The following is a 14,813-nucleotide window of genomic DNA, read 5'->3' on the forward strand; positions in this document are numbered from 1 at the left end:
CAGATTTGCGACGGCGGCGTTTGAAACACACAACATCAATGCTCCTCAGACTGCTGCAGGGCCCACAGCTGTGCGTAGCGGCCACCGCGCTCTAGCAGCTCTCGGTGGCTACCTTGTTCTGCCAATTCGCCATCGTGGAGTACCAGTATCTGGTCTGCGTCCACCACCGTGGAAAGCCGGTGCGCAATCACGAGGCTAGTGTGGCCGCTGGAGACTTCTCGCATGGCGGTAAGTATCGCCGCTTCGGCATGGGAATCCAGCGCCGAGGTGGCCTCGTCAAACATCAAAATGGGCGCGTTCTTAAGCAGCACGCGGGCAATGGCAATGCGCTGCTTTTCACCGCCCGAGACTTTCAAGCCCCGCTCGCCTACCAGAGTTTTGTCACCCTCGGGCAGGGCGGCGATAAACCCATCCAGGTGCGCCATGGTAATGGCCCGGTCAATGGCCTCGTCCGGGGCCTCGGGATTGCCGTAGGCTATATTGGCGCGAATGCTGGTGTTAAACAGCACCGTGTCTTGCGGCACCACGGCGATGGCTCGGCGCAGCGAGTCCAGGGTCACCTCTCGAATGTCCTGCCCATCAATGGCGATGGAGCCGCCGTCCACATCGTAAAAGCGATACAGCAACCGGGCGATGGTGCTTTTGCCCGCGCCCGAGGCGCCCACAATCGCCAGCCTTTGCCCCGGCGCCACGCGAAACGACAAATCCGTAAAGGTGGCTCGCTCGGGCCTGTAGCCAAACGCCACGTTTCTAAACTCAATTTCTCCGGCGGTTACCTTTAAAGGCTCGGCGTTAGGCGCATCTACAATACGCGGCGCACGCTTTAACAGCCCCAGCATATTTTCCAAATCGGTCAACGCCCGGCGCATCTCCCGGTACACAAACCCGAGAAAGTTCAGCGGAATAAACAGTTGAATCATATAGGCATTCACCATGGCCAGATCACCCAGTGTCATCTCCTCGGCAATCACCGACTGCGCCGCCATGGTAATCATGCCGGTAATGGCGGCGGCGATAATCAGCGCCTGGCCCGAATTGAGCGCCAGCAGCGACATGCGGTTTTTCAGTTTGGCCTGCTCCCAGTCGGCCAGAAACTCGTCGTAGGTCTGCGCCTCAAAGTTCTCGTTATTAAAGTACTTAACCGTCTCGTAATTGAGCAAACTGTCCACGGCCCGGGTATTGGTGGACGAGTCCGCCCGGTTGGCTTCGCGCACAAAGCGGGTGCGCCACTCGGTGGTAAACACCGTAAAGCCAATATAAACGCACACCGCCGCCAGAATAATCAGCGCGTACCAGGCGGAAAAAGCAAAGGTAAAAATTGCCGCCACCATAAAAATTTCAAACAGGGTGGGGACAATATTGAACATCAAAAAGCGCATTAAAAAACTGATGGCACTGGTGCCGCGCTCGATATCTCGGCTAATACCCCCAGTCTGGCGGCTGAGGTGAAAATCCAGCTCCAGCCGGTGCAAATGCCGAAACACCCGCAGCCCAATCCGGCGCATGGCCCGCTCGGTCACCCGGCTGAAAATGGCATCGCGCAGTTCACCAAAAAACACCCCGCCAAAGCGCAAAAAACCGTAAAACAGCAAAAACGCCAGGGGCAAAACCAGCTCCGGCTGCAGGCTTCGGTCCACCCCATCCACAATATGCTTCAGCGCCCAGGGCATGGACAAAGTCGCCCCTTTGGCCGCCAATAGCGCCGCAATGGCCAGCACAACCCGCCATTTGTAATCCCACAAATAGGGCCAGATATAGCCCCACACCTGCCGCAGGTTCAGCCGGGGCACTGAAGGGTCGGGCGCCGAAGGGGGCAATTTACTAGACATACCGCGCATTGATGCTTCCGAATGGGAGTTTGGGAGTAGTTTACGCGAGTGTGGGAGGTGGTGTTGGGGTAAAGGTGATTGGCGTCGCGGGCATAGTCGCCGAGCAATCATTAGCGGTAAGTGAGGGGAAGTCCCTGACAGCTTCAGGATGTTACTGCTTAAGGTCTTACGCCTTATTGAGGTTACGGCTGAAGTCTTAGCGTATGCTCTATACTCCCTGTGGTCGCACAAATGCGTTTGATACTTTCCATGCTCTGAGAGGAATCCCAATGACACAACGCCCAATACAGCCCAGAAGCAAAGCTTTAGAGGTTAATTTAGACGCTTCTCGTTACGGCTCCTTTGCCGAGATTGGTGCCGGCCAGGAGGTGGTGCGCTGGTTTTTTCAGGCCGGTGGTGCCGCCGGTACTATCGCCAAGAGTATATCGGCCTACGACATGAAAGTGAGCGACGCGATTTACGGTAAATGCGCTCGCTATGTGTGCCGGGAGCGCTTAGAGGCCATGCTGCGTTACGAATACGATTTAAACCTGGAGCGTTTGAGCACTGACCGGGGTGAGTCGACGGCCTTTTTCTCGTTTGCCGATACCGTATCAGCCCGCAACTTTCACGGTACCAATGAGTGCCATGGTTGGTTGGGTATTCGTTTTCAGGCGAGTCCGCTCGCGCCGCCCAGTGAAATCATTATTCATGTGCGCATGCTGGATAACGAAAACTCATTACAGCAGGAAGCCCTGGGTATTGTGGGCGTTAATTTAATATACGGTGCCTGTTTTTTAAGTGACGACCCGGAAAAGTTAGTGAAGTCTCTGCTAGATGGCTTAAGTACCGACCGCATTGAAATTGACATGGTGGAGTTTGTGGGCGATGCGTTTGCGGAGGTGGATAATAGAATTATCAGTTTGCGCTTAGTGCAGCTGGGCTTAAGCGGCGCGGCCATGTTTGCCGCCGATGGCAGTGTTTTACAGCCGTCTGAGCACTTGCGTAAGCGGCCGCTATTGGTTGAGCGCGGGCGCTTTAGGCCAGTGACCCACGTAAACCTGGATATGCTAAACGCCGCGCTTCAAGATTTTGAGAATGAAGAGGACATAGAGCCCGGCGAGACTTTGGCGATTATGGAAATCACCATGAATAACTTGCACACCGGCGATGAAATTGACCTGCAAGACTTTATCAGTCGCGCCGAGGTGTTAGAGGCGACGGGCTACACCGTGCTGATATCTGATTTTCCCGAATATTATCGCCTGGCGGCGTATTTAGCTCGCTACACCAATCGCCGTATTGGCTTAACCATGGGCGCGCATAGCTTGTGTGAGCTATTCCAGGAGCACTACTACGACCACTTGGCCGGTGGCATTTTAGAAGGCTTTGGCCGACTGTTTAAAAACAATCTTAAATTGTATATATATCCCTTCAAAGACCCGGAAACCGGCACGCTGGCTAAGGTAAACAACTTGCGAGTCCCAGAGAAGCAGAGCCCTTTGTATGACTACCTGGTCAATCGAGGTTGCATAGCCCAGATTGAGGGTTACAACGAGGAATACCTGTCGATTTTCTCGCCCGATGTGCTTAAGAAAATTGTGTGTCACCAGCCCGGTTGGGAAACCATGGTGCCTAAGGTAGTGGCGAAAAAGATTCAGGACAACAATCTGTTCCAGCACGCGGTAAAGTGCGATACGGATTAGCTGAAAACTCTTTTGAATGAAACCCTCGGTTAGGCGGGCCAGCGTAACGCTTTTGCGCCGTACTTGTGCTGTGATTCTGAGGACGGCTTAGTTAATTGCGCTTCAATACCATCGCGTTAAAGTTGAATAAGCTTTCCTCAGTATTCCGGCAGTATATAGCCGACCTGGCTTAATTCGCACTGCGCCCTCCCTAATTGCACTTTCAGCACATACGTTCTGCGGCGCACAGCATTGTCCTACCCTTCAAATCCTTATTCTTCAAAATAGTGGCTTAGGTAATCTCCTGAGTTTTGGCCTTATGGACGAAAAAGTGTCAATTTTCGATTAATTTCGTTACAATCATGAGTGGTCACATTCGGTCAATAATAAACATGAGCTGCCATGAATAAAACTATCTGCCTAGTCATCTGGATTTTCCTACTTTCTGCCTGTGCCCAAGTAACGCCTTCCGGCACCGATAAAATCGCTGATAAGCCTCTGTATCGCGATGCGACTTACGATGGCGCCGCTGATCCTTTGGTCATTTGGAATCATCAGGAAGAAAGGTGGTTTATGTTTTACACCAACCGCCGCGCGAGCATTTTGCAAGACAGCTCGGCTGAAGATAATAGCGTGGCCTGGGTGCATGGCACGCCCATTGGTATTGCCGAATCCACAGATGGTGGCGCCACTTGGAGCTATCGTGCCGACGCCAATATTAACTACGGTGGCGATGAGGTGACTTACTGGGCACCCGAGGTGATTCACCATGACGGTACTTACCATATGTACCTAACCATAGTGCCGGGCATTTTTAACGACTGGAATCACCCTCGCAACATCGTGCACCTTACCAGTCAAAACTTACTTGATTGGGAGTTTCAATCCGAACTGCCGTTGGTCCATAACAAGGTTATCGATGCGTCGGTTTACCAGCTGCCCAACGGCCATTGGCGCCTGTGGTACAACAATGAGAAAGACGGAAAATCCATTTACTACGCAGACAGCCCGGACCTTTACCAGTGGCAGGACAAGGGCAAAATAGGCGCGGATGTGGTGAGCCGAGGAGAGGGCCCCACGGTTTTCGAATGGCAAGACCGCTATTTTATGATTATCGACGAATGGAAAGGGCTGGCAGTCTATCACTCAACGAATTTGGTTGACTGGCAACGTCAACCGCAGCGCATTTTGGCGACCCCAGGTACGGGCCCTGAAGATGGCGTAAAAGGGCAACATGCCCATGTTGTCGTCAATAATGATCGCGCTTATATTTTCTACTTTGTACATGCCGGGCAAGCCGCTGATAACAAGAATGCGAGCGCGTATGAACAGGCGCGCACGTTAATTCAGGTGGCCGAGCTGCAATATGTCGACGGGGAAATAGTGGTCGATCGCAATGCGCCCGTAAAAATTAATTTAACGGCGCCTTAGGGGCTGTCTGTACGGTGGACGTGCATGGATGCAGGAGGTAGAGCAAAGCAGGAGCAGTTGCCGAGGCGGGGGAGTGCATGGCGCACGTCTGTGTGCGCCGCCCTTCGGGCAGCCTCATCGGCTGTGCAAAATGGCTGTCCTACCACTTTGTGACCGAAAATTGCTCCATGCATTTTCGGCATTTCCGCCATCCTTGGCGGTCAACCCCCGTCCTATTCAAAATACTATAGTTATTTGAAGAGACTTGTCGAAATCACTCTATGAACCGTGGAAAAGCCCTGAAATTGCTTGAATCTTGCAAAGCTGAGCTTAAAAGTCAGTTTGGCGTGAGTGGCTTTATCTGTTTGGCTCTACCGCCCGCGATGATGCTCACGAGAACAGCGACATTGATATTTTGGTCAACTTCGATGGACCGGCGACCGCTAAACGCTATTTCGGGGTCCAGTTCTTCTTAGAGGATTTATTTGGTTGTTCAGTAGATTTGGTCACGCAAAAGGCATTGCGTGCAGAACTGCGGCCTTATGTTGAACGCGAGCGAATTCATGTCTAGGTACGTTCCGGTTCGATTCGTATCAACTAAGACGCTCGTGCCTGCGGTGGCTTAATCAAAGATTCTGCCGGAATGCCCAATCCTTCATGCAATTTCCATATCATTTTTAGTGTGAGGGAGCGCTTATGATTGAGAATTTCGTAAACGCGATTGCTCTTACCAATCATGGGCTCGAGATCTTTCACAGTTAGCCCTTTGCGCTCCATTTCAAATTTAATTGCCTCCACAGGGTCGGGCAATTCCATAGGAAAGTGCCTGGCTTCATAGGCCTCAACAAGCGTCACCAGTACATCCAGTTTTTCACCTTCTGGCGTGTCTTGGTCTGCCATCATCAGACTTTCAATCTCTTTCAACGCCGCATGGTAGTCGGCATCAGTTTTAATTGGTTTGATGTCCATCGTGATTACCTTTGTTTCTACCGTTTAGGGCGGTTAGATCGTTTGTACGTCAATTTTGTCATACTGCTCATGGGTGCCGATAAATCGAATATATACGACTCGGTAGGCATAATTGATCCAGGCGACCAGTCGATACTTGTTTCCGGCAATATTGAATACTACGCGTCCATCTTTGAGGATGCTGGCATTACCAAATTCTTGCTTCAGATCTGCCGGGCTACTCCAGTCAGCCGCTAGCGTATGCCGGTACCAGGCAAGCGTTGGCTCTTTGGCATCCATGCACTCTGGGTAGTCTTCCCAAAATGCCCTTAGTGTGGAGAGGGCGATTATTCTCATAATATGAGTTTAGTCCCATTTTGGGACTATGGCAACAATAAGGATGGCACAGGTTGGATTAATCATGCCGATAGTAGACAAGCCGGGAGGCGGGGGGTGTACTTGGGTGCTCAGCCTAGGCTGCCCTCTCTGCCGCGGCGCGGCATTCACCTTGTCCTTGGCCCCAACCCTTCGGGCGTGTTCGCGGTACAAAATGTTTGACCACCAGGGACTAATCCGTCCGGAGCGGATGAGTGCAGCTTTAGCTGGCCGAAGGCTGAACCACATGGATGTGGTGAATACCCGTGGAAATGCAGATATTGCAGGAGCAAATCTCTGTCCGGCATTTTGTGGTCGCTCCTGCGCCCTTCGGGGTCGGCCCGCTAGCGTAGCTAGTGGTCGTTCGGCGGCGCAAAATGCGGCGCATATTAAACACTTGCCTCACCCTGCGCCCGCGACAAAGCTGGCTCCGCGAGCGTGCGAGTGTTTTGGGTCTTAGTGCTTCCATGCACGTCAAACACTCTTCGGGGGACACTCTTTACTCGCACCACAAACAAAAAAGGCCACCCAGTTGGGTGACCTTGTTTGTTTGGTGGAGGCGGGGGGAGCTCATAACGCACATCCATGTGCGTTACCCTTCGGGCAGCCTGTCCGGCTGTGCAAAATGGCTATCCTGCCATTTTGTGAACCCCCTACGGGGGTGCGTTTACCTTCCCCGCGACCAATAAAAAACCCCCAGATCTCTCGATCTGAGGGTTGTTTATTGGTGGAGGCGGGGGGAGTTGAACCCCCGTCCGCCGGCACTCCGCTCGCGGATCTACATGCTTAGGTTCCGTTAATTAATTTAACTCATCCGCGACCCAACGGGCAGGGTGCAGTGAGCGAGTTCGCTTTAGGTTTCGCAGTACTGCCACGATCCGAACAGTAAAGCTATCCAGTTCTATCTGACAGTCTGCAACGCGGTACTGGCACCTTGTTACAGACCGCTAGCGGCGTACCGCTAGAAGTGCTTCATCAACTGCTTACGCAGCTAATTGGGCACCGTAGTTGTCGTCGTTGGCAACTAATAAAATGCAGCTTGGGATTTACGTGATTCGCTACCATCACGACATGCACCTTGAGTTTTGTCACCGGCGTCGAATCCAAATCGCCCCCGTAACCGGGTGCGGCGGTAGCCGCGAAACTCGTTTGTGTGACAAGGCTGTGACAGCCAAGTTCCACACGGCCGGCTATTGTAGGGCCGGGGCGGGTTGGATACAAGGGGTGAAAATGGTCTGACGTTAGATGTCTGAAGTCTGATGCAAAAAGCGTCGGACGTCCGACTTCAGACATCCGACGGCTCTTTGATCTTATACGATCAAAGAGCTTCCAAATTCAGCGCTTCCCCATAGGCTTTCAGCTCATCCACGCTGGCGCCGCTGGCATGCAGTGTAAACATGGCGTTGGAGTCGACAATCAGGATGATCTCTGGGTCTTCCTCCTGGTCGTTAAGGATGGCTTTGTGCCCCTGGATTTTGATCAGCTTGCCGCCGTTCATGGTGATGAGCGAGGGGTTGTTGAGCATGCCCATCATGCTTTGCAGCATGGGTGAGTCGGTGACCAGGTCGATAGTGATGTAGGCGTCGCCTTTGCTGTACTCGCGCTCGGCGCTAATGCCGCCGCCCATCATCATGCCGCCTGCAGCTTCGCTGTCTATTTCACTCGCTTGCCAGCCGCTGAGTGGTTTGGGGAAGACGGCTTTGATGGCTTCGGCTTTTTGCTGGCGAATCAGGCCGGCGGCGTAGTCGAGTTGGCTCACGGCCTCTGATAGTTCGCCCTCTTTATAAGCGCTCATGGCTTCATCTACGGCGTCGGTAATGTCGTCGGCCTGGCTGAAAGGTGAAACCAGAATGGCGCTCAGGGCCAGTGCATAGCGTGTCTTGATCATGGGAGTCTCCTTCTCAAAAGTTAGGGAGCCTCTGATTAAGTCCCCAGTGGTCTCTGTGCGAGTCAAAACGTTCACTCCGCAAGGCGCGCTTCGCAGGCAATGGCCATAGTCCTTGGCAAGAAGTGCAACACAGCGGATGGACGTTTTGGCCGCACCCTTCGGGGCTTACAGAGCTTTTCGATCTCTGTGTTGGCTCTCCTCACCGGGCCTCGGCACGCCATCGGTTCGCCGCCTTGATCTCGAAGAGCTCTGTAAGCCAGAGGTCGCTGAGGACTTAATCAGAGGCTCCTTAGATTATGGCGCTTAGTTTGTGACTTTCTCAAGTCGGTCGCGGGCACCGGAGTAAAGTTATTGTGGCTTCAGTTTTAATCTGGCTATTTGCCCCCACATATGGACTTGGAATTTTGCGTCTACACAGGCGAAAATTTAACCATTATTCACCCAAAACATCTTCGCCGCCTGCGGACTGTGTGGTAGGTTATCGGCACGATTGATTTAAAGGAGTCATCATGGGTATAGCAACTGGGATCAAAACGGCTTTGGCCGTGTTAACCGTGACTGCCAGCAGTTGGGCGGCCGCCGACGACGAAGCTTTGCAGGAAGTGCTGGCCGGTGAGCACCGCGCCGAAAGCAGTGCCCGCGACGAATACCGCCACCCGGGTGAAACCCTGGCGTTTTTTGGTATTGAGCCGGATATGACCGTGGTGGAAATTTGGCCGGGCGGTGGTTGGTATACCGAAATTCTGGCCCCTTATTTACGCGATGAGGGCGTTTTTTACGCCGCCCACTTTAATCCCGACAGTGAGGTGGAATACTTTAAACGCTCGCGGGACAATTATGGCGAGAAACTGGCCGCTAACCCCGAGCTTTACGATGCCACCAAGGTATCGGTTTTTAATCCGCCAGATGAGTACGACATAGCCCCGGCTGGCAGTGCCGATATGGTGCTGACCTTCCGCAATGCTCACAACTGGTATATGCGCGGTGGCGGTGAGGAAAAGCTGCTGTCGGCTTTCTCGGCCTTCTACCGTGCCCTTAAGCCCGGCGGTATTTTGGGTCTAGTAGACCATCGGTTGCCCGAAAATCGCGACGATGAAGAGCAAGACACCAGTGGCTACATTAAACAGAGTACCGTTATCAGCGCCGCCGAAAAGGCCGGTTTTGTGCTCGCGGCAGAGAGCGAGGTAAACGCCAACCCGAAAGACAAAGCCAAATACCAGCACGGAGTGTGGACCTTGCCACCTTCGCTGCGCGGTGGGGATAAAAACCGCGATAAGTATATGGGGATTGGTGAAAGCGACCGCATGACGCTAAAGTTTGTAAAGCCTGAGCAAGACTAGGTTTACACTGAAACGCAGAACGCAGAACGCAGAACGCAGAACGCAGAACGCAGAACGCAGAACGCAGAACGCAGAACGCAGAACGCAGAACGCAGAACGCAGAACGCAGAACGCAGAACGCAGAACGCAGAACGCAGAACGCCGAACGCCGAACGCCGAACGCCGAACGCCGAACGCCGAACGCCGAACGCCGAACGCCGAACGCCGAACGCCGAACGCCGAACGCCGAACGCCGAACGCCGAACGCCGAACGCCGAACGCCGAACGCCGAACGCCGAACGCCGAACGCCGAACGCCGAACGCCGAACGCCGAACGCCGAACGCAGAACGCAGAACGCAGAACGCAGAACGCAGAAGTTAAAAAATGATTTTTCGGGTTTTAATTATTCTGGTATTGGTGGCGCAGGGGCTGGTTAGCTTTGCGGCGCCTGTGCCTGCGTCCGAAATATCTCAATCCTCTGCGCCTATGCCTGCTATGACAATGCAAGACTGCCATGGTCAGATGGACATGGCAGCTGCCAACACGAAGAAGGCTGATACTCACTGCACCGAAAACTGCTGTTGCCCGGGCGTGTGTAACGCCGCTGCCGCGTTACCCGGTGAAGCTTTCTCTGTTGTTTATCAGCAAGCTACAGCGGTCAGTTTTCTGCTGCCGCAATCATTGCCCAATCCCATTTCTCGCCTGTATCGCCCGCCCATTTTTGCCTGACACAAGACAGTTGCGCCCGTTAAACGGGTAAAAATTTTTGTGCACAGGTATCAATATCATGAAAACATTAATTGCCGTTGCGCTGGCAACGGTTTTGGGTTTGCTCAGCGGATGGCTTTTATTCGCGCAGCCCGAACATTCGGCTGCAGCAAAGCAGGTTGAAACGACTGCGAAGCAGCCCTTGTACTGGGTTGCGCCAATGGATTCCAGCTACCGCCGCGACGGGCCCGGAAAGTCTCCCATGGGGATGGACCTGGTGCCCGTCTATGCCGATAGCGAGCAAACACAGGCGGGCGAAGTCACTGTAGCTCCTAACGTGGTGCAGCAGTTGGGGGTAAGCACCTACGTTGTAGAGCGCCGGGCGCTTACACCGGCGTTGGACACAGTGGGTTTTGTCAGTTTCGATGAGCAGGCACTGGTGCACTTGCATTTGCGTGCAACCGGCTGGGTGTCTGGGCTTACGGTAAACTCGCTGGGTGATCCGGTGCGTAAAGGGCAAAAGCTATTCGACTTTTACTCGCCGGATATTCGCAATACTCAGCAGGAGTTTTTGCAGGCCCTGGCAGGGGATAACCCGCGCCTGGTCAAAGCATCGCGCGAGAAACTGCGCGCCCAGGGAGTGCCCGAAGCAGAGATTGCGGCGATTGAGAAATCCCGCCAGATTAAATCTGAAATTTCCTATTACGCGCAAAAGTCGGGGGTAGTGGCCAGCCTAAGTGTGGCCAATGGCAGTTACGTGACCCTGCAGGAAAATGCACTCTCTATTGGTCCTTTGGAACAGGTGTGGGTTATTGCCGAGGTGTTCGAAAGACAGGCCGGCCTGCTGGCTGAGGGGCAAGCGGTAACCTTGAGTACTCGCGCCCACCCGGGCGCAACCTGGCAGGGCCAGGTGGACTATGTGTACCCGGTGCTAAACCCGGCCAACCGCACCACCCGTGCTCGCATCGTGGTCGGCAATAAAGATGAACGCCTAAAGCCCAATATGCTGATGGACGTTCGCATTCAAGCCCAGCCGTTTGTCGCAGAGAACCTGGTGCCCGACAGCGCTGTTATTCGCACCGGCGCGGGCGTCAGAGTGGTGCGCGAACTGCGCCATGGCGTGTTTCGCTCGCAGGCGGTGACAACCGGTGCCAGTGCTCAGGGGTTTACCCAAATTCTCGAAGGGTTAAGCGAGGGGGATCGCGTTGTTACGCGAGCGCAATTTTTAATTGATTCTGAATCCAATGTTGCCGCTGAACTTGACCGTTTAGATGCGGGGGAAGCGCAGCCTTCCAGTCAGCACCAGAACCACAGCGAAATGGATCATCACGACATGGGTCATCACCACATCAACCATAGCGGAATGAATCACAGTGAGATGAACCACTCTGGCGAGCAGAAATCGTCGGCTCACAATCATGCCGTTCACTCATCCGGTGCTAACCAACCCGGGGGGCACGATCATGATTAACGCTGTGATTCTCTGGTCGATCAATAACCGAGTGTTAGTGTTGTTGCTCAGCGTTTTGCTGCTGGGCGGTGGGCTTTATTCCTTAAAACACACACCTGTCGATGCGATACCGGATTTATCCGATGTGCAGGTCATTGTGAAAACCCGCTATCCAGGCCAGGCCCCGCAAGTTGTGCAGGATCAAATCACCTATCCAATCACCACCGCCATGCTGGCGGTGCCTGCGGCGAAAACCGTGCGCGGGTTTTCTTTCTTTGGCGATTCCTATGTGTACGTGCTGTTTGATGAAGGCACAGACTTGTATTGGGCGCGCTCAAGAGTGCTGGAATACCTGAACCAAGTGAGTAGTCGCCTGCCGGATTCGGCCGAAATCGAATTGGGCCCGGATGCCACCGGGGTGGGTTGGGTTTTTAACTACGCGCTGGTTGATCGCACCGGCGCCAACGATTTGGAGGCCTTAACCCGGTTGCAAAACTGGTTTTTAAAATACGAGTTGCAAGCGGTTAGCGGTGTCAGCGAGGTGGCAACTATTGGCGGGATGGAGCGGCAATACCAGGTAGAAGTCAGCCCGCAGCGCTTGCGTGTCTATGGTGTTCCCCTGGCGCAGGTGCACACCGCTATTGCCCGTGCCAATGGCGAGACCGGCGCTTCGGTGGTGGAAATGGCCGAGGCCGAGTATATGGTGCGCACCACAGGTTACGTGCAGTCTTTGCAAGACTTGCGCGAGGTGCCGCTAGGGGTGAGCGATACGGGCACAGCGCTCACGCTCGCCGATGTGGCTGAGGTGAAATTGATGCCGAGCCCGCGCCGCGGTATTGCCGAGCTTAACGGCGAGGGCGAAGTGGTGGGCGGTATTGTGGTTATGCGCAGTGGTGAAAATGCCGCGCGGGTTATCGAGCGGGTAAAAACGCGTTTAGATGAACTATCCGTCAGCCTGCCGCCGGGTGTCGGGGTGGTCACCACCTACGACCGCTCGGCGCTTATCTACCGTGCCGTCAATAACCTGTACCAAAAACTGGGTGAAGAGTTTCTGGTAGTGGTCTTAGTGTGCGCGCTGTTTCTGTTTCATTTGCGCTCGGCATTGGTGGTGCTGGTCAGCTTGCCGTTGGGGCTGCTCGCGGCGTTTATTGTTATGCATGCCCAGGGTATTAACGCCAACATTATGTCATTGGGCGGGGTGGCTATAGCGATTGGGGCGATGGTCGATGGCGCTGTGGTGATGATTGAAAACCTGCATCGGCATTTAGCGGGGCAAAACCCAAAGGGGGAAAAACGCTGGCAGTTGGTGGCGCGTGCGGCGAGTGAAGTAGGGCCGGCGCTGTTTTTTTCCCTGCTGATTATTACCGTGAGCTTTTTACCGGTGTTTGCGCTCGAGGCCCAAGAGGGCAAGTTATTCAGTCCGCTGGCGTTTACCAAAACCTATGCCATGGCGGCCGCCGCTGGCCTTGCGATTACTCTGGTGCCGGTTTTACTTGGGTATTTTGTGCGCGGAAAAATTATCAGCGACGAAAAAAACCCGCTTAACCGAATGTTGATGAGTGGGTATCGGCCCGTGCTTGGCTTGGTATTGCGCTTTCCAAAAACTACCGTGTTGCTCGCAGCGGCCTCGATGTTGCTGGGTTTGTACCCGGCCAAATTTATCGGCAGCGAATTTATGCCGCCTTTGGATGAAGGCGATTTAATGTACATGCCCACCACCTATGCGGGGTTATCCGTGGGCGAGGCGCGCCGGGTGTTGCAGCAGACAGATAAACTGATCAAAACCATCCCCGAGGTAGAGACCGTATTCGGTAAAGTTGGGCGCGCCGATACCGCTACCGACCCCGCGCCGCTAACCATGATAGAAACGGTGATTCAGTTTAAACCGCAAAGCGAGTGGCGAGCAGGCATTACAATGGAGGACATTAAACGCGAGTTGAATCAGCGCATACAGTTTCCGGGTTTAACCAACGCCTGGGTAATGCCGATTAAAACGCGTATCGATATGCTGTCCACGGGTATTAAAACTCCCGTGGGAATTAAAATTGCCGGGCCGGATTTAAGTGTTATCAACCAGCTGGGTGAGCAGGTTGAAACTTTGCTTAAACCGCTAGCCGGCACCGCCTCGGTTTATGCCGAACGAGTGGCTGGGGGCCGCTATATTACCGTGGATATCAACCGCAGCCAGGCGGCGCGTTTCGGTTTGAATATTGCCGATGTGCAGCAGGTGGTAAGCACCGCCATTGGCGGTGCGCAAATTACCGAAACCGTGCAGGGCGAGGCTCGCTATCCGATCAGTTTGAGGTTTCCCGAGCGCTATCGCGATTCGGTTGAGGCCATTGCGCGCCTGCCTCTGGTGGCGGCCAATGGGGCGACCATTGCGCTTGCCGATGTGGCGGACGTCCGTATCGAAGACGGCCCGCCCATGATCAAAAGTGAAAATGCCCGCTTAAATGGTTGGGTATTTGTGGATACCCAAAGCGCCGATTTGGGCGGCTATGTCAGCCGTGCGAAAGCCGTGCTGGATGAGCAGCTAAGCTTGCCGCCTGGGTACTCCATGAGTTGGGGCGGGCAGTATGAGTATATGCAGCGCGCTGCCGAGCGCTTAACTGTGGTGGTGCCGCTCACGCTGATGATTATTGTGCTGTTGCTTTATCTTAACTTTCGCCGCTTTATACCGGTGCTATTTATTCTCGCGAGCTTGCCGTTTGGTTTGCTGGGCGGGGTCTGGCTGATGCTGGCACTGGACTTTAATTGGTCTGTCGCGGTGGCGATGGGCTTTATCGCGCTGGCCGGGGTGGCGGTAGAAATTGGTGTATTAATGCTGGTGTATTTAGAGCAAGGCTGGCAACAGCTGTTGAGGCAAACGCCCAAACCTAACAAAGCGCAACTGCGCGATGCAGTACACGACAGTGCCGGAAGACGTTTAAGGCCTATTGTGATGACCGCGTGCACACTGTTCGCAGGCTTGCTGCCAATTATGCAAACAGGTGGAGCAGGCTCCGAGATTATGCAGCGCATTGCCGCGCCCATGATTGGTGGAGCGATTTCGACTTTGGTGTTAACGCTTTTAGTATTACCGGCGTTGTACCTAATGTGGCGGGGTAGAAAGTCTGATGTCTGACGACTGAGGTCTGATGCAAATAAAAGCCCGCCCCATAAGAGTGATAGCACTCTTATGGGGCGGGCAACTTTCTAGCTTTTGAGTCTTTTGCGTCAGA

The 14,813-nt window shown here is 53.9% G+C and carries 11 protein-coding genes and 1 other RNA gene; 7 read left to right on the forward strand and 5 right to left on the reverse strand.

The window, feature by feature from the left end:
• Positions 1-35: 35 nt before the first annotated feature.
• A complete protein-coding gene (locus NHM04_RS15915) occupies positions 36-1,838 on the reverse strand; it encodes an ABC transporter ATP-binding protein/permease (protein ID WP_254264743.1) in 1,803 nt (600 codons plus the stop codon).
• Positions 1,839-2,098: 260 nt separating this feature from the next.
• On the opposite strand from NHM04_RS15915, the gene NHM04_RS15920 reads away from it, so the two are divergent.
• The 3 genes from NHM04_RS15920 (at position 2,099) to NHM04_RS17410 (ending at position 5,474) form a co-directional block, all read left to right on the forward strand.
• The gene (locus tag NHM04_RS15920; protein ID WP_254264744.1) at positions 2,099-3,514 is read left to right on the forward strand and encodes a hypothetical protein; all 1,416 of its coding nucleotides are present in this window, start codon (positions 2,099-2,101) and stop codon (positions 3,512-3,514) included.
• 381 nt (positions 3,515-3,895) lie between these two features.
• The gene (locus NHM04_RS15925; protein WP_254264745.1) at positions 3,896-4,924 is read left to right on the forward strand and encodes a family 43 glycosylhydrolase; all 1,029 of its coding nucleotides are present in this window, start codon (positions 3,896-3,898) and stop codon (positions 4,922-4,924) included.
• A 340-nt stretch (positions 4,925-5,264) separates the two neighbouring features.
• A complete protein-coding gene (locus tag NHM04_RS17410) occupies positions 5,265-5,474 on the forward strand; it encodes a nucleotidyltransferase family protein (RefSeq protein ID WP_371872604.1) in 210 nt (69 codons plus the stop codon).
• Positions 5,475-5,500: 26 nt separating this feature from the next.
• Here the strand turns inward: NHM04_RS17410 and NHM04_RS15930 are convergent, their stop codons facing one another.
• The 4 genes from NHM04_RS15930 to NHM04_RS15945 form a co-directional block, all read right to left on the reverse strand.
• Positions 5,501-5,872 (reverse strand): type II toxin-antitoxin system HigA family antitoxin, encoded by a 372-nt coding sequence (locus NHM04_RS15930; protein ID WP_254264746.1) that lies wholly within the window; start codon positions 5,870-5,872, stop codon positions 5,501-5,503.
• 33 nt (positions 5,873-5,905) lie between these two features.
• A complete protein-coding gene (locus tag NHM04_RS15935) occupies positions 5,906-6,208 on the reverse strand; it encodes a type II toxin-antitoxin system HigB family toxin (RefSeq protein ID WP_254264747.1) in 303 nt (100 codons plus the stop codon).
• 743 nt (positions 6,209-6,951) lie between these two features.
• Positions 6,952-7,342, reverse strand: a transfer-messenger RNA (tmRNA) gene (gene ssrA / locus NHM04_RS15940).
• A 202-nt stretch (positions 7,343-7,544) separates the two neighbouring features.
• On the reverse strand, positions 7,545-8,114 hold the full coding sequence (locus NHM04_RS15945; RefSeq protein ID WP_254264748.1) for a hypothetical protein: 570 nt from the start codon (positions 8,112-8,114) through the stop codon (positions 7,545-7,547).
• A gap of 509 nt (positions 8,115-8,623) precedes the next feature.
• Between NHM04_RS15945 and NHM04_RS15950 the strand changes: the two genes are divergently transcribed.
• From NHM04_RS15950 to NHM04_RS15965, 4 genes are all read left to right on the forward strand, one after another.
• Positions 8,624-9,454 carry a class I SAM-dependent methyltransferase gene (locus NHM04_RS15950; protein WP_254264749.1) on the forward strand — a complete coding sequence of 277 codons (831 nt, stop codon included), beginning with the start codon at positions 8,624-8,626 and terminating at the stop codon, positions 9,452-9,454.
• Positions 9,455-9,818: 364 nt separating this feature from the next.
• Positions 9,819-10,163 (forward strand): CopL family metal-binding regulatory protein, encoded by a 345-nt coding sequence (locus NHM04_RS15955; RefSeq protein WP_254264750.1) that lies wholly within the window; start codon positions 9,819-9,821, stop codon positions 10,161-10,163.
• Positions 10,164-10,221: 58 nt separating this feature from the next.
• Positions 10,222-11,613 carry an efflux RND transporter periplasmic adaptor subunit gene (locus tag NHM04_RS15960; protein WP_254264751.1) on the forward strand — a complete coding sequence of 464 codons (1,392 nt, stop codon included), beginning with the start codon at positions 10,222-10,224 and terminating at the stop codon, positions 11,611-11,613.
• Entirely contained in the window at positions 11,606-14,716 is a 3,111-nt protein-coding gene (locus NHM04_RS15965; RefSeq protein WP_254266655.1) for an efflux RND transporter permease subunit, read from the forward strand. The genes NHM04_RS15960 and NHM04_RS15965 overlap by 8 nt, the downstream gene beginning before the upstream one ends.
• Positions 14,717-14,813 lie beyond the last annotated feature (97 nt).

Source organism: Gilvimarinus sp. DA14 (genome assembly GCF_024204685.1).
In the GTDB taxonomy this organism is placed as follows: Bacteria; Pseudomonadota; Gammaproteobacteria; order Pseudomonadales; family Cellvibrionaceae; genus Gilvimarinus.